We start from the raw sequence: 15,423 nt of genomic DNA on the forward strand, positions 1-15,423 counted from the left end.
GGCGCGCCCGCTCCTCCGCATCCTGCATCAATGCGACGAGTCGGCAATCGCCGCCGCGCGGCCGGTACGGGTGGTGGCGCCCGGCCTCATCCGGACGGTGCCGGAGGCCGCGCATTTCGCTGTCGGCGCGCTGGCCCGGGGCCTCAGCGGAGATTGCCGCCGACCACGCCCGCCTCGACCGCGACGGAGAGCCGGTCGGTCACGGCCCATTCGACGCCGACATGCGCATCCGGCACGACGGCGATGTCCTCGCGCGCGAAGGAGCGCGAGACCGGCCGTGCCCGGTCCTGCAGCGTCCCGTGGACGGCCAGCACGCCCCCTCTGGCATAGAGCAGCACGTCGGGCGTCAGGAGCGTTCCGACCTTGACCTGCAGCGCGCCCGCGAAATCGCGCGTGTAGGCGAGGCCGCTCAGGCCGGGCCTGACCCCGCCGAGCGCCGACAGGTAGTCGAACCCGCCGGCGACGCCGAAGACGAAGCGGCCCTCCTGCCACATCCGGCCGCCCTCGAACCCGATCGTCGGCCCTGCCGAGCGGCCGAACCGCTTCGACGAGGACACCTCGAACCCGGTCGACAGGCGGGCGTAGGAACCGGCCCAGCGGTTCTCCTCGCTCCCCGCCGCTGGCGGCCAGGCGAAGGCGGGCAGGGCCCCGAAGCCGGTGACGAACGGGACGCCCTGCGCAGCGGCGGGATCCGCCCGCAGGAGGCAGCCGGCAAGCAGCAGGCCGGACGCGAACAGGCGCAACGCGCGGGGCTGCCATGGTCTCATCATGGGGTCAGGGTAGCCGAAAGCGGGCGGTCGAGACAGGCCGACCGGGCGTTTCGTACGAGGCCTCACCGGGATGATCGCGATCAACGCGGGACCCCGCCGAAACGTGATCGCGCGATGATCGCGATCGAGCGCCCCGTCGCCCTCACGGCGCCTTGCTGCCGACGGCGATGCAGGCCCTCACCATCTCCTCCATGCGCAGGTCCTTGGTGTCGCCGATATTGGCTGTCTCCTCCAGGCAGCGCATGAAGAAGCGGCTGTCGAGGTCCGGCGAGAGGGCGACGAAGGCCTTGCCCATCCGGTTCGTGAAGTCGATCTTCTCCTGCATGCTCGCTCTTGGCCAGAGCGATGCCTTGTCGTCCATCGCAAGTCGGGCAGCATCGGCAAATGTTACCGCCCAGATCATCCCTAATAATGATATCATAAATGCTCTGATCACGTGTTTCTCCCCGCATCCCGTCTCTTTGACTGGATGACGTCTGGACGGGGGAAGTCAATCCTGGCTCTTATCCTTGTCGCGGCGTGCGCGACGGCCGCGCAGAACGATGCGCCGCGCGAGGAGACGAGATGAGAGCTGCCCTCTACATCGCGACGCTGATGTGCCTTGCCGCCGCCCGGACGCCCGCATCGGCCGAGGCGCCGGCGGCATCCGGCATCCCGCCCTCGAGGAGCGAGACCGCCGCCAAGCTCGCCGGTCTGGCCGGCTTCGTGAACCTGTTCTGCCCCGCTCTGCGCAGCGACCCGGACCGCCTCAAGGCGGTCGTCGGCTCCCTCGGATACGAGATGCCGGACCTGGAGACGGGAGACCTCCGGCTCGCCGCCCACGGCTACATCGAGGCCTACCGGAAGAACGTCCCGGACAGCTGCGCCCGCGCATCGGCGCTGTTCGGCACGGCGGGGACCGTCGTGCCCGGCTTGGTCCTGCCGCGCTGAGGCCGGCGCGTCAGAAGAAGATCGGCCGCGCGCTCGCCGTATGCTCGGCCAGGACCGAGCCGGTGGCCGGATCGACCTCCTTCAGCACCGCATCGTAGCCCCAGAGGTCCGCGAGGTGCTGCAGGACGCGCCGCGCGTCGTCCTTCTGCAGGGTGATGCGGTTCAGCGCCTTGTGGTGGAGGATCAGGCGGCGGTCGCCCTCGAGATCCACGTCGACGACTTCGATATCCGGGTCGAGCCAAGCCACGTCGTACTGGCGCGCGAAGGACCGGCGCAGGCGCCGGTAGCCGCGCTCGTCGTGGATCGCCTCCACGCGCAGTTCCGGCTCGTCCGGATCGTCGACGACGTGGAACAGGCGCAAGTCCCGGATCAGCTTGGGCGAGAGGAACTGCGCGATGAAGCTCTCGTCGCGATAATTCGCCCAGATGTCGCGCAGCACGCCCATGCCGTCGCCGACTCCCGCGATTTCCGGGAACCACGCCCGGTCCTCGTCGGTCGGATTCTCGGCGATGCGGGCGATGTCCTGCATCATGGCGAAGCCGATCGCGTAGGGGTTGTGGCCGCCATAGGATCGGTCGTCGTAGTTGGGCTGCCGGATCACGTTGGTGTGCGATTGCAGGAACTCGAGATAGGCCGCCTCGCCGATCTGCCCCTTCTCGGAGAGCGCGTTCATGATCCGATAGTGGACGTAGGTGGCGCAGCCCTCGTTCATCACCTTGGTCTGACGCTGCGGGTAGAAATACTGGGCCACGAGCCGGACGATGCGCAGGATCTCGCGCTGCCAGGGGCGCAGGCGGGGCGCCACCTTCTCCAGGAAGTAGAGGATGTTCTCCTGCGGCAGTTCGAGCAGGGCGCGGCGGCGCTCGGCCGCCGCGTCCGAGCGCACGGCGCCGGGCTTCGAGGGGAGGGTGCGCCAGAGATCGTTGTAGATCTGCTCGCCGTGCTCGATCCGCTCGCGCTCGCGCCGCTGCTCGGAGGCGAGGTCGGGCCGCTTCTTGCGGGGATAGCGATGCACCCCCTGGCTCATCAGGGCGTGCGCGGCGTCGAGCACCTGCTCGACCGCCTGATGCCCGTGCCGCTCCTCGCAGCGGCTGATGAAGCCCTTGGCGAAATCGAGATAGTCGAGAATCCCTTCCGCGTCCGTCCATTGCCGGAACAGGTAGTTGTTCTTGAAGAAGTGGTTGTGGCCGAACGCGGCGTGGGCGATCACGAGCGTCTGCATCGTGGCCGTGTTCTCCTCCATCACGTAGGAGATGCACGGATCGGAATTGATGACGATCTCGTAGGCGAGCCCCATCAGGCCGCGGCGGTACCCCGCCTCGTGCTGCGCGAAATGCTTGCCGAAGGACCAGTGCTTGTAGAACAGCGGCATCCCGATCGACGCGTAGGCGTCGAGCATCTGCTCGGCCGTGATGATCTCGATCTGATTCGGATACCAGGACAGCCCGAGTTCGGGCCCGGCCACCGCCTCGCAGGCGTCGTGGATCCGCCGGATCGTGTCGAAATCCCAGTCGTTGCCCGTGAACAGGGGCTCGGCCGATCCGGAGACCGACCGGGACGTCGCGCGGCTCAGGCTGCCGACCATGAACGGGCCTCTCTCGCTGTTGTCCCTTCGGGTGAGGAACGGCTCAAGCCTCGGCCTCCGCCCGGGCGTCCTTGCGCCCGAACAATTCGCGGAAGACTGGGTAGATCTCGCGGCGGTGGTTGACCTTGCGCATGGCGATGGCGCCGCCGGACTTGGCGATGCCCTCGTAGGTCCGCCACAGGGTGGTGCGGTGCTCGACGAAGCCCGCCCGCGGCCCGTTCTCGTCGCCGACCTCCAGATAGGCGAAGTGCTGGCAAGCCGGCAGGATGTGGCTGCGCAGCAATTCCGTCGCGGTCGGGCCGTCCGAGGAGACGTTGTCGCCGTCCGACGCCTGGGCGGCGTAGATGTTCCAGTCGTTCGGGTCGTAGCGCTCGGTGATGACGCGCTTCATCTCGACGAGTGCGGAGGAGACCAGCGTGCCGCCCGTCTCCCGCGAGGAGAAGAAGGTCTCCTCGTCGACCTCCGTCGCCCGGTCGGTGTGGCGGATGAAGACGATCTCCACGTGCCGATAGCGGCGCGTCAGGAAGATGTGGAGCAGGATGTAGAACCGCTTCGCGAGGTCCTTCATGTGCTCGGTCATCGAGCCCGAGACGTCCATCAGGCAGAACATCACCGCCTGTGCCACCGGCCGCGGATAGGGCTCGAAGCGGCGGTAGCGCAGGTCGATCGGATCGACGTAGGGGATGCGCTTCGAGCGCTCGCGCAGCAGCTCCAGGCTCAGCTCGAGATCGGGCAGGACGGGGTCGCCCTCACGCAGCTCGGCGATCCGGGCCTCGAGAGCCGCGAGTTCGTCCGGCTTCGGGCGCTTCAGCGCGATGCGGCGCGACATCGAGTTGCGCAGCGTCCGGGTCAGGGCGAGGTTCGCAGGCGAGCCCGTGACAGTGTAGCCGGCGCGGCGCAGCCCTTCCGACTCGACGACGGCGAGGCGGCGCTTGGCGAGGTCCGGCAGTTCCAGATCCTCCAGGAAGAGCTCGAGAAACTCCTCGCGGGTGAGCACGAACTGGAAGGCGTCCTCGCTGTTCTCGCTGCCGTCGCCCCCCTCTCCGGCGCCGCCTCCGCCGCCCCCGCCGCCCGGCGGGCGCTCGATCCGGTCGCCCTCGACGTAGGTCTTGTTCCCGGGCAGGATGTGGTCCTGCAGGCCGCTGCCGGGCTGGCGGGAGAAGCGGGGCTCGCGCACGCCGTCGGCGGGGACGCTGACGCGCCCGTCCTTGCCGAGGTCCTTGATGTCCTTCTCGCGGGCAGATTCGCGCACGGCGCGCTGGGCCACATCCTTGACCCGGCGCAGGAAGCGCTGCCGATTGGCGAGGCTCTTGCCGCCTGGATTGAGCCGACGGTCGACGATGTGCATCCGGTGCCTAAGCCTTCGCCCTCATGTCCCGACCGGTCCCTTCGTCCCGGCCGGTCGCCCGCAATGCTGGCGGCGGAGGGTTCTCCGGAACCGTGCCCCCGACGGGGGCGACCTCACCCCGCCTGCTTGACGCGCATGTACCACTCGACGAGACGCCGAACCTGACGCTCGGTGTAGCCGCGATCGACCATGCGCTCGACGAATTCGCCGTGCTTCTTCTCCGTCTCGCCGTCTTTCTTCGAACCAAAGGAGATCACGGGGAGCAGTTCCTCGACCTGGCTGAACATGCGCCGCTCGATCACCTCGCGCAGCTTCTCGTAGCTCGTCCAGTTCGGGTTGCGGCCGCCATGCTGCGCCCGCGAGCGCAGGGCGAACTTCACGACCTCGTTGCGGAAGTCCTTCGGATTCGCGATGCCGGCCGGCTTCTCGATCTTGGTCAGCTCCTGGTTCAGGAGCTCGCGGTTGAGGAGCTGGCCCGTCTCGGCGTCCTTAAAGTCCTGGTCCTCGATCCAGGCGTCCGCATAGTCGATGTAGCGGTCGAAGAGGTTCTGCCCGTAATCGTGGTAGGACTCGAGATAGGCCTTCTGGATCTCGTGGCCGATGAACTCCGCGTAGCGCGGGGCGAGCTCGGACTTGATGAATTCCAGGTAGCGCTTCTCGATTTCCGGCGGGAGCTGCTCGCGGCGCAGCGACTGCTCCAGCACGTACATCAGGTGCACGGGATCGGCCGAGACCTCGGTCGTGTCGTGATTGAAGGTCGCAGCGAGCACCTTGAACGCGAAGCGCGTCGAGATGCCGTCCATGCCCTCGTCGACGCCGGCCGTGTCCTTGTACTCCTGCATCGAGCGGGCGCGCGGATCGACCTCGCGCAGGCTCTCGCCGTCATAGACCCGCATCTTCGAGAAGAGGTTCGAGTTGGCGTGCTCCCGCAGGCGGGAGAGGACCGAGAAGCGCGCCAGCATCTCGAGCGTGCCCGGCGCGCAGGCCGCATCCGAGAGTTCCGATCCCTTGATCAGCTTCTCGTAGATGTGCTGCTCCTCGTTCACGCGGAGGCAGTAGGGCACCTTGATGACGTAGATGCGGTCGATGAAGGCCTCGTTGTTCTTGTTGGTCTTGAAGCTCTGCCATTCGGCCTCGTTCGAGTGGGCGAGGATGACGCCCGTGAACGGGATGGCACCGATGTTCTCGGTCCCGACGTAATTGCCCTCCTGCGTCGCCGTGAGCAGCGGATGCAGCATCTTGATCGGCGCCTTGAACATCTCGACGAACTCGAGGATGCCTTGGTTGGCCCGGTTCAGGCCGCCCGAATAGGAATACGCGTCAGGGTCGGCCTGGCTGAGGGTTTCGAGCCGCCGAATGTCGACCTTGCCGACGAGGGACGAGATGTCCTGGTTGTTCTCGTCGCCGGGCTCGGTCTTCGCCACGGCGATCTGGCGGAGGCGCGAGGGCCGCACCTTGATGACGGTGAACCGCGAAATGTCGCCGTTGAACTCGTCGAGGCGCTTCAAGGCCCAGGGGCTCATCAGGCCCGTGAGGCGCCGGCGCGGAATGCCGTAGCGGTTCTGGATCTCCTCGGCCATCGTGTCGGGATCGAACAGGCCGAGCGGGCTCTCGAAGACCGGCGACACCTCGTTGCCGGCCTTCAGCACGTAGATGGGGTGCACCTCCATCTGCGACTTCAGGCGCTCGGCGAGGGACGACTTGCCGCCGCCGACCGGCCCGAGGAGGTAGAGAATCTGCTTGCGTTCCTCCAGACCCTGCGCTGCGTGGCGGAAGAAGGAGACGATCCGCTCGATCGTCTCCTCCATGCCGTAGAACTCGGCGAAGGCCGGGTAGGTGCGGATGGTGCGGTTCATGAAGATGCGGCCGAGGCGGGAATCCTTGGCCGTGTCGATGAACTCCGGCTTGCCGATCGCCGCGAGGATGCGCTCGGCGGCGCTCGCGTACATCAGGGGCTCGTCGCGGCAGGCCTCCAGATACTCGGAGAGGCTCATCTCTGTGTCGCGCCGGGCCTCGTACCCGCGGGTGAAGCTCTGAAACAGGTCGTTCGTCGACTGCATCGGCATTCGAAAACCCCTTTCACGACGAGGACAGCTTCATCCTGTCTCGCCTCGGATGCAACTGACAGGCCCGCTTTTGTCGCAGTGCGGTCAACACGCCGTGCATGCGTGTGATGCTTGCAACACCGGACCTGCCGCATCTCCGCTCAGACACAATGTCCGCCTCGGCGGGAATCAGGCGCTCTCAGTCCCGCTTGCCGAAAAACAGTGCTCTACCAAGTCGAGCCTGCTCAGCAATCAGAGGTCAGTGCTCTCCTTCTTGGCAGCATCATCCTTCTTCGCGCCGGCCGCCTGGACGGTGATCCTGATGTTCTGCGTCTGGACCTGCCCGTCGGAATTCTTGATCTCGAACGTGACCTCGTCCGAGCCCGTAAAATTCGATTTGGCTTGGTAGAACAGGGCCTGAACGGACACATCCTTGTTCGGGCAGCGGAAACTCGCGGGCGTCTTCTGCTTGCCCGTCTTGGAGATGGTCGCGCCGTTCTTCGGAGCGACGGTGATCTTGAACTCCGGCATCGGCCCCTCAGAGCAATCCTTCTTCAGGTTCGGGGCGATGGCGAGGCGCACGGACTTCCCGCTCACAACCGTCTCGCTCTTCGTGATCGTGGTCTGCGCGCTCGCCGTGGAGGCATGCGACGCAGCGAGGAGGAGGCTCGCGGTCATCAGGGCAACGAGCGGGCGCACGGCTGTCATATGGCGGATCTCCCTCGCTCAGCTAACGTCCGGTCGCTCGCCGAGCGGCCGGATCGATGCTGGCCCCATCGATGTGGGGATGGCTCGCGCAGCCGTCGAGGTGAGGGGCCCGGAATTCCGGGCCGCGTCACTCCTGCAGCACGGCGGCGACGGCCCCCGTGACGCGCGCGATCTGCGCGGCGTTGAACTCGCCGGCGAGGGCAAGAGCGAGCCCCCGCTCGATCCGCTCGCGCTCCCCGATATCGGCGAGCGGCGTGGGGGGAATCTCGCTCTCCTTGAGACGGCACGCCTTGCGGATCGTCTCGGCGGCCCTCAGCAGCGTCTCGCGCTCGCCGGGATTGAGGTCCCACAGAGGGTGCCGGAGGCGGCTGATGACGCGCCGCGCGTCCCGATAGTCCCGGTCGACGGTGGTGAGGGCCTCGATCTGGCTGACCAGAAACATCAGCTCGAGCACCTCGGCCGCCGCCTCCGGGCAGATGCGGACGATCCGCATCACGCGGCTGATCAACTCCTGGGTCGGCGACATCTGGCGTCGGGGCGCGGTCATGGGCCGGTAACGCCGAGGCCACCGCAAAGTTCGATCGCTGGAACCGAAAAAACCGCGCCGGGGAAAGGGGATACGCCCGGCGCGCGGGGGATCTCCCGCGCGCCGTCGAGGCTGGTGCTACACGCCGTTCGCGGGAGACGAACGGTGCGATTCCGCAATCCCGCTCAGCGCTGGGTGTTCACGGCATTCTGCCCGAACATCACGTTCTTCGCTTCGGCGCTCATCGGCTGGCCATGGTTTGGGTTGACCTCGGACGCACGCGCATACGCCGCCTTCGTCGCCGGGCGCTCGCCGATCGCCGTGAACCAACGCTTGAGATGGGGGTGCTCGTCGAGATCCTGGCCCTGTTTCTCCCAAGGGACGATCCACGGATAGGCCGCCATGTCGGCGATCGAATAATCCGGGCCAGCGACGAAGGTCCGGTCGGCGAGGCGGCGATCGAGAACGCCGTAGAGGCGGTTCGTCTCGTTGACGTAGCGATCGACGGCGTAGGGCACCTTCTCGGGCGCATATTGCGAGAAGTGGTGATTCTGGCCGAGCATCGGGCCGAGCCCTCCCATCTGCCAGAACAGCCATTGGAGGACCTCCACCCGGCCGCGCAGATCCTGGGGCAGGAAGCGGCCCGTCTTCTCGGCGAGGTAGAGCAGGATCGCCCCCGACTCGAAGATCGAGACGGGATCGCCCCCGCCCGCCGGCTCGTGATCGACGATCGCGGGCATCCGGTTGTTCGGGGCGATCTTGAGGAAGTCCGGCTTGAACTGGTCTCCCTTGCCGATGTTTACCGGTTGAATTCTGTAGGGCAGGGCGGTCTCCTCCAGGAAGAGCGTCACCTTGTGGCCGTTCGGGGTCGGCCAGTAGTAGAGGTCGATCATCGGGTCTCCGGGACTCGTGCCATGTCGCTCGTCGCGCCCTCGCGGCGCAGGTGGGACGCATCCGTACGGAGGTCAAGCGCGGCGCGGCCGGCCCTTTGCGGCCGAACGGACGCGTGCGAGCGTCGGTCGCCGTCCGCGTCGGGGGCCTGCCATGTCATCATCGGAGATCGACAGCGTCCGCGCCCTGCTTGCCTCGCGCCCGCGGCCGACCGGTCTGGCCGAGCGGCGGGAGCGGCTCGACTGGATCGGCAGCCTCTCGACGCTTCCGCCGGATGTGAGGATCGAGCCCGCCGAACCCGGCGGCGTCCCGGCCGAATGGTCCGCGACACCCTCCGCCGACGGGAGCCGCGTGCTACTGTTCCTGCACGGAGGCGGGTACGTTTCGGGATCGCTCGCGAGCCACAGGGTCATGGTCGCGATGGCCGGGCGCGAGGCCGGATGCCGGACGCTCGCCCTATCCTACCGCCTCGCGCCCGAACATCCGTTCCCGGCAGCCCTCGACGATGCCCTGGCAGCCTACCGCTTCCTGCTGACCTCCGGCATCGCACCCGAGCGGATCTGCCTCGGCGGCGAGAGTGCCGGGGGTGGGCTCGCGCTCGCGACGTTGGTCAGCCTGCGCGAGGCGGGCGATCCGCTGCCCGCCTGCCTGTGGTGCGCCTCGCCCTGGGTCGATCTCGAGATGACGGGCGCCAGCATCGAGACGAAGGACGCCGTCGATCCGATCATCCATCGGGCCTATCTCGGCGAACTCGCGGCCGCCTACCTCGACGGGTCGGATCCGCGCGGTCCGCTCGTCTCCCCACTGCAGGCCGATCTGACAGGGCTTCCGCCGACGCTGATCCAGGTCGGCTCGGCCGAAACACTCCTCGACGACGCCGTGCGGCTGGCGGGCAAACTCGCCGCGGCAGACGTTCCGGTGACGCTCGCCGTCTGGCCTCACATGATCCACGCATGGCATCTGTTCCATCAACGGCTGAATGAGGGAGCCCAATCGCTTGCCCAGGTCGGCCGCTTCGTCCGCGAACACACGGGCAGCGACGTGAACGCGACTTGCCGGCCCGCCGGCTTGTCCCTAGAAACCTCCCATGTCGGGGTGTAGCGCAGTCTGGTAGCGCACCTGGTTTGGGACCAGGGGGTCGTAGGTTCGAATCCTATCGCCCCGACCATCACCTTCGGAGACCGTCAGGACCCATGTCGAGCGCCCGCATCTTCCAGCCCTCGAAGGATGCCTCGCAGTCGGGCCTCGCCCGGACCAAGACCTGGCTCCTCGAATTCGACCAGACCAGCCCGCGCGAGACCGACCCGCTCATGGGTTGGACCGGCTCGTCCGACATGCTGCAGCAGGTCAAGCTGGAATTCGACACCCAGGAGGAGGCCGTCGCCTACGCCAAGCGCGCCGGCATCGCCTACCGGGTCGAGGAGCCGCACAGGCCGGTCATGCGCAAGGGCCTGTCCTATTCGGACAATTTCAAGTTCAACCGGACCGCGCCCTGGACGCACTGAAGGGGCCTCATTCCGGCCTCCGGTCGCGCCGGACCGCGTAGGGCGGCGTCTCGTCTGTCGGCCGGATCTGTTCGAGCCGCATGGGTTGCTCGGAGAGCGGCCGGCACAATTCGGCGTAGAGGCCGGCCGTCTGCAAGCCGTAGGTGTCGGCCTCCTCTGCCGTGTAGGCGAAATAGCCTTCCCGAATGCCGGACAGGCGCATCGCGGCGTGGCACATCGGGCAGGGCTGGCCACTGGCGTAGACGATGCAGCCGGCGAGGTCCCGGCTGCCGAGGCGGCGACTGGCCTCCCGCAGCCCGACCATCTCCGCATGATCGGTCGGGTCGTTGGTCCGATGCACCGTATTCACCGAGCGGGCGAGCACCGTCCCATCCCGCACGATCACGGCTCCGTAGGGTGAGCCGCCCTCTTCCGCATTGCTGCGGGCGAGGGCGACGGCGTCGCGGATATGGGTCTCGTGGTCGCTCATCCGGGATCCTTCGAGGAGGTGTTCCGAAACGCGCAGGCCCGACCCCGGTTCGTCAGAAGGCGTAGCGCACCGAGCAATACGGCATGCGCGCGGAGAGCAGCGCTTTGAAGCGGGAGAGCCAACGTCCCTTCCAGCCGCTGCGATACCGCAGGTTCTCGCCGCCGCCCTCCGAGCGCTTCGATTCCTGAATATCGGGCCGCCACAGCAAGGCTTCGGCCTTCGGGTGCCAGCCGAGGTTGACCTCGTGCAAGGCGGCATTGTGCGTGAGAAGGATGATCTCACATTTGAGCTGCGCCTTCGCGCGGGGCGACAGCGTGTCGTCGAGGGTCTCGAACAGGGCCTGCCAGTCCGCCTCCCAACCCTCGTAGAGGATCACCGGCGAGAAATTGACGTGGACTTCGTAGCCCGCGGCCACGAAGTCGTCGATGGCAGCGATCCGCTCCGGGATCGGCGAGGTGCGCACGTCGACGATGCGGGCGATGCGCTCCGGCATCAGCGAGAATCGGATTCGGGTCCGCCCCTGCGGATCGTAGCCGAGCAGATCGCGGTTGACGGCCTTGGTGGCGAACGACGCCTTGGCGTTCGGGATGTCGCGGAAGAGTTCGACGAAGTCGCGCACGCCGCTGCCGATCACGGCGTCGACCGAGAGATCGCCATTCTCACCGATATCGTAGACCCAGGCCCGATCGTCGATCTGGTCGGGCGCCGGCAGGCATCCCTGGCGCTCGGCATGACGCCGGATCGAGGCCGCGATCGCCTCGGTGTTGACGAACTGCGTGATCGGATTCGCGTAGCCCTTGCGGCGCGGCACGTAGCAATAGGCGCAGGCCATCGCGCAGCCGTTCGAGGTCGAGGGCGCGATGAAGTGGGCGCTGCGGCCGTTCGGGCGCATCGCGAGCCCCTTCTTCACGCCGAGCACCAGAACGGAGCGCTTGATGCGCGTCCAATCCTCGACCGAGCCGGCATTGCCGTGCAGGGTCGGGATGTTCCAGTGCGACGGAACGATGATCCGCTCCGCCAGAGGATACCGGTCGAGGATCTCGCGCCCGAGCGGGTAATCGGCGGCGGCGGCCTCGTGGTAGATCGTGCGGATATCGATGAGGTCGCGGATGTCGGCCATGCGGAGCCCGGCGCGGCGGGCTCGGGCCGCTGATGGATATATGGGGCCGCGCCCTCAGAGACGAGAGAGGAGCTCCGCCTTCTTGCCCGTGAATTCGGCCTCCGTGAGCACGCCCTTTCTCTGCAGTTCGGCCAGCGCCTCGATCGTCCGGATGATCTCGGCGCCCGAATCCGGTCGCTCGGCGGGCGGCGCCTGGGTGGGTCCGGAAGGACCCTGAACGTTCGAGGCTTCATCCTCCGCCGCATCGACCCGCCTCAGGGTCGCGAGATCGACATCCCCGAAGGCGCTCGTGAAGCGCACGGCGCCGTTCGCCTGGGAGGCCCCGGAAATCGCGTGCTCGCCTGTATCGTAGATGGCGACACCCTTCGAGGATGCGACCGCGAGGCGGCGCGTCAGAGGAAAGTAGGCGTAGCGCAATCCGTCCTGCGCCCCCGTCGTCGAGGGCGTGCCGAGATCGGTGGGCCACCACTGGGATGAGCCCGGCCCTCCGGTCGCTGCCGTGCTCCAGCCTGCCGGTGGCAGCGAGGCCGCGAGCTCGCCGCACAGAGCCGAGACGCGCGCCTTCAGCTCTGCATCGAACATGCGCCCGACCATCACCATGCCACCCGCGAACCATTGGCCCAAGCCGCCGAGTTCCGGATGGTCGAATTGCGCCATGGTGCCGTGGCCCGCCTCCAACGCGCGCAGGAGGTGCCGCACCGCGTCGAGGCTCACACTGTGCCGGTCCGCGATGGTCTGCAGGCCGAAGCGCTTCTCGGCTCCCTCGTCGATCATGACCGTACTCCGTCGGTAGATCCCGAGCATTGGCGACCCGGACCGGGCTTTCGCCCCGACTCTAGCACGGAGAGCGGCAGCGCAGCACGGGGAGCGAGAGACATAGCCCATTCCCGGATCCGCGCTGTTCCGCCCCGACCACCGTGCGTGATGAAGAAAGCCGAGGTCGAACGACCTGTATCCGCGCAATCGCCCCGACCCGACCCGGCGGAGACCCCTCCGAAACCGGGCTCGCAGGCCTCGGCCGGGCTCCTGCGCAAGGCTCTCCCCGACGGTCGTTGTGCACCGCGAAATTTTTCTGCGCCCAAGGACCTTCGCCGCCACCGGCACGTTCTGTTCCGGTTCGGGCGCCCCGCCTGCGACGCGAGAGCGGGCTCGCGCGGGGCAGCCCCGTTCTTCCGGAGTGAACATGGTCGAGCATACGAGAAACGGGTCGTCGCCAGCAGCGGGTGCGCGCGCGGCGCGGTCCCGCATCCGCGAAGGGCTGCCCTATCCGCGCGGGGCGACCTGGGACGGGCTCGGCGTGAATTTCGCCCTGTTCTCGGCACATGCCACCAAGGTCGAGCTCTGCCTCTTCGACGATGCGGGCGAGAAGGAGATCGAGCGGATCGAGCTGCCGGAATACACGGACGAAGTCTGGCACGGTTACCTGCCCGACGCCCGCCCGGGCACGATCTACGGCTATCGCGTCCATGGCCCCTACGAGCCCGAGGCCGGGCATCGCTTCAACCCCAACAAGCTGCTGATCGACCCCTACGCGAAGGGTCTCGTCGGCTCGATCGTCTGGAACCCGGCCCTCTTCGGCTACAAGATGGAGACGGGCGACGACCTGACCTTCGATGACCGCGACAGCGCTCCCTACACGCGCCGCTCCCGCGTGATCGACCCGGCCTTCACCTGGGGACGCGACCGGAAGCCGGACGTGCCGTGGGAGAAGACGATCATCTACGAGGCCCATGTGAAGGGTCTGACGAAGCTTCACCCGCAGGTTCCCGAGCGCCTGCGCGGCACCTATGCCGGCCTCGGCAATCCTGCGGTGCTCGACTACATCAAGAGTCTCGGCGTGACGTCTGTCGAGCTTCTGCCCGTGCACTCCTTCGTGCAGGACGATTACCTGCAGCAGAAGGACCTCGTGAATTACTGGGGCTACAACACGATCTCGTTCTTCACCCCGGCCCGCCGCTACGCCGCGGTGCCCGATTTCGCCTTCTCCGAGTTCAAGGAGATGGTGGCGCGCTTGCACGGCGCCGGGCTCGAAGTGATCCTCGACGTCGTCTACAACCACACCGCCGAGGGCAACGAGAAGGGGCCGACGCTCTCGTTCAAGGGCATCGACAACGCGTCCTACTATCGGCTGCTGCCGGGCCAGCAGCGCTACTACATCAACGACACGGGCACGGGTAACACCTTCAACCTGTCGCATCCGCGCGTGCTGCAACTCGTCACCGACAGCCTGCGCTACTGGGCGACCGAGATGCGCGTCGACGGCTTCCGCTTCGACCTCGCGACGATCCTCGGCCGCGAGCCCTACGGTTTCGACGAGGGTGGCGGCTTTCTCGATACCTGCCGCCAGGATCCTGTCCTGAACTCGGTCAAGCTCATCGCCGAACCCTGGGATTGCGGCCCCGGCGGCTATCAGGTCGGCGGGTTCCCGCCGGGCTGGGCGGAGTGGAACGACCGCTTCCGCGACGATGTGCGCGGCTTCTGGAAGGGGGACGAGGGACTTCTGCCGTCGCTCGCCTCGCGGATCACGGGTTCGGCCGACAAGTTCAACAAGCGCGGTCGCCGCTCCTGGGCCTCCGTGAACTTCCTCACCGCGCACGACGGCTTCACGCTGAACGACACCGTTTCGTACAACGAGAAGCACAATGAGGCGAACGGAGAGGACAACCGAGACGGTCACTCCCACAATCTCTCCTACAATTACGGCGTCGAGGGCCCGACCGACGATCCCGAGATCCGTGCTGTCCGCCTCCGCCAGATGCGCAACATGCTGGCGACGCTGTTCCTGTCGCGCGGCACGCCGATGCTTCTGGCCGGCGACGAGTTCGCCCGGACCCAGAACGGCAACAACAACGCCTACTGCCAGGACAACGAGGTCTCCTGGATCGACTGGGCCGCGATCGGTGAAGAGGAGCGCGACCTCGCGGAGTTCGCGCAGCGCCTCATGCTCCTGCGCAATGCTCTGCCGATCCTGACCCGTGGCCGGTACCTGACCGGAGCCTTCGACGAGGATCTCGGCGTCAAGGACGTCACGTGGCTTCGGCCCGACGGCGAGGAGATGTCGACCGAGGGCTGGAACGACGCCGCTGCCCGGTCCCTCGCCGTCCTGCTCGACGGCCGCGCGCAGGCGACCGGCATCCATCGCCGCGGCGGCGACGCCACCCTGCTGGTGCTCTACAACGCCTATCACGACGTCGTCTCGTTCACGCTGCCGGAATCGGTCGGCGGGAGTGCCTGGACCCGGCTCATCGACACGAACCTGCCCGACAATCAGGAGGCGGAGAGCTTCCCGGTGGGCAACCGCTACGATGTGACCGGGCGCTCGATGCTGATGTTCGTGCTGAAGCCGGAGGACACACCCGGCGACGCTCCGACCGAGATGGAGCGCTCCTACCAGCACGTGTTGCAGGCCTTCGAGCGCGCCAATATCGAGACCGTACGATTCCATCTCGACGCGGAGGATTGACGGTTCGACCGGCTTGCACGGGATGGATTCGTCACCGGATATGCGACGTTTGCGCGTCGCCGC

General features: G+C 67.2%; 15 protein-coding genes and 1 tRNA gene. 5 read left to right on the plus strand and 11 right to left on the minus strand.

The genetic code is table 11. From position 1 onward, the window contains the following. Positions 1–143: 143 nt before the first annotated feature. Together J2X36_RS14285 and J2X36_RS14290 are read right to left on the minus strand one after the other, a co-directional pair. Positions 144–770, minus strand: a complete 627-nt coding sequence (locus J2X36_RS14285) for an outer membrane beta-barrel protein (protein ID WP_310350759.1) — start codon at positions 768–770, stop codon at positions 144–146. A gap of 142 nt (positions 771–912) precedes the next feature. Beyond that, positions 913–1,095: a hypothetical protein gene (locus J2X36_RS14290; protein ID WP_245516381.1), complete on the minus strand. Its 183-nt coding sequence runs from the start codon at positions 1,093–1,095 to the stop codon at positions 913–915. Between the two features lie 239 nt (positions 1,096–1,334). Between J2X36_RS14290 and J2X36_RS14295 the strand changes: the two genes are divergently transcribed. Further along, complete coding sequence (locus tag J2X36_RS14295) at positions 1,335–1,700, plus strand: hypothetical protein (RefSeq protein WP_310350761.1); 366 nt, start codon at positions 1,335–1,337, stop codon at positions 1,698–1,700. Positions 1,701–1,710: 10 nt separating this feature from the next. On the opposite strand, the gene J2X36_RS14300 is transcribed toward J2X36_RS14295, so the two are convergent. The 6 genes from J2X36_RS14300 to J2X36_RS14325 form a co-directional block, all read right to left on the minus strand. Beyond that, positions 1,711–3,285 carry a SpoVR family protein gene (locus J2X36_RS14300; protein WP_132249479.1) on the minus strand — a complete coding sequence of 525 codons (1,575 nt, stop codon included), beginning with the start codon at positions 3,283–3,285 and terminating at the stop codon, positions 1,711–1,713. Positions 3,286–3,328: 43 nt separating this feature from the next. Beyond that, a complete protein-coding gene (locus J2X36_RS14305; RefSeq protein ID WP_310350763.1) occupies positions 3,329–4,633 on the minus strand; it encodes a YeaH/YhbH family protein in 1,305 nt (434 codons plus the stop codon). A 113-nt stretch (positions 4,634–4,746) separates the two neighbouring features. Next, positions 4,747–6,699: a PrkA family serine protein kinase gene (locus J2X36_RS14310; protein ID WP_310350766.1), complete on the minus strand. Its 1,953-nt coding sequence runs from the start codon at positions 6,697–6,699 to the stop codon at positions 4,747–4,749. Positions 6,700–6,930: 231 nt separating this feature from the next. Beyond that, positions 6,931–7,386, minus strand: a complete 456-nt coding sequence (locus tag J2X36_RS14315; RefSeq protein WP_310350768.1) for a 4-aminobutyrate aminotransferase — start codon at positions 7,384–7,386, stop codon at positions 6,931–6,933. 127 nt (positions 7,387–7,513) lie between these two features. Continuing rightward, the gene (locus J2X36_RS14320; RefSeq protein ID WP_132249487.1) at positions 7,514–7,933 is read right to left on the minus strand and encodes a hypothetical protein; all 420 of its coding nucleotides are present in this window, start codon (positions 7,931–7,933) and stop codon (positions 7,514–7,516) included. Between the two features lie 164 nt (positions 7,934–8,097). After that, positions 8,098–8,805: a glutathione binding-like protein gene (locus tag J2X36_RS14325; RefSeq protein WP_310350773.1), complete on the minus strand. Its 708-nt coding sequence runs from the start codon at positions 8,803–8,805 to the stop codon at positions 8,098–8,100. A 151-nt stretch (positions 8,806–8,956) separates the two neighbouring features. Between J2X36_RS14325 and J2X36_RS14330 the strand changes: the two genes are divergently transcribed. From J2X36_RS14330 to J2X36_RS14340, 3 genes are all read left to right on the plus strand, one after another. Next, on the plus strand, positions 8,957–9,904 hold the full coding sequence (locus J2X36_RS14330; RefSeq protein WP_310350775.1) for an alpha/beta hydrolase: 948 nt from the start codon (positions 8,957–8,959) through the stop codon (positions 9,902–9,904). Then, a tRNA-Pro gene (locus J2X36_RS14335) sits at positions 9,895–9,971 on the plus strand. Before J2X36_RS14330 ends, J2X36_RS14335 begins: the two co-directional genes overlap by 10 nt. A 25-nt stretch (positions 9,972–9,996) precedes the next feature. Next, positions 9,997–10,308, plus strand: a complete 312-nt coding sequence (locus tag J2X36_RS14340) for an ETC complex I subunit (RefSeq protein WP_132249493.1) — start codon at positions 9,997–9,999, stop codon at positions 10,306–10,308. Positions 10,309–10,315: 7 nt separating this feature from the next. On the opposite strand, the gene J2X36_RS14345 is transcribed toward J2X36_RS14340, so the two are convergent. The 3 genes from J2X36_RS14345 to J2X36_RS14355 are packed head-to-tail and all read right to left on the minus strand — an operon-like array spanning position 10,316 to position 12,671. After that, on the minus strand, positions 10,316–10,777 hold the full coding sequence (locus J2X36_RS14345) for a nucleoside deaminase (protein WP_310350779.1): 462 nt from the start codon (positions 10,775–10,777) through the stop codon (positions 10,316–10,318). Positions 10,778–10,829: 52 nt separating this feature from the next. Continuing rightward, on the minus strand, positions 10,830–11,897 hold the full coding sequence (locus J2X36_RS14350; RefSeq protein WP_310350781.1) for a spore photoproduct lyase family protein: 1,068 nt from the start codon (positions 11,895–11,897) through the stop codon (positions 10,830–10,832). 54 nt (positions 11,898–11,951) lie between these two features. Continuing rightward, on the minus strand, positions 11,952–12,671 hold the full coding sequence (locus tag J2X36_RS14355; RefSeq protein WP_310350784.1) for an SHOCT domain-containing protein: 720 nt from the start codon (positions 12,669–12,671) through the stop codon (positions 11,952–11,954). Between the two features lie 409 nt (positions 12,672–13,080). Here J2X36_RS14355 and glgX point away from each other — a divergent pair, with 409 nt between their 5' ends. Beyond that, the gene (glgX, locus tag J2X36_RS14360) at positions 13,081–15,360 is read left to right on the plus strand and encodes a glycogen debranching protein GlgX (RefSeq protein WP_132249501.1); all 2,280 of its coding nucleotides are present in this window, start codon (positions 13,081–13,083) and stop codon (positions 15,358–15,360) included. Positions 15,361–15,423 lie beyond the last annotated feature (63 nt).

Source organism: Methylobacterium sp. BE186 (assembly GCF_031457035.1).
Taxonomy (GTDB): domain Bacteria; phylum Pseudomonadota; class Alphaproteobacteria; order Rhizobiales; family Beijerinckiaceae; genus Methylobacterium; species Methylobacterium segetis.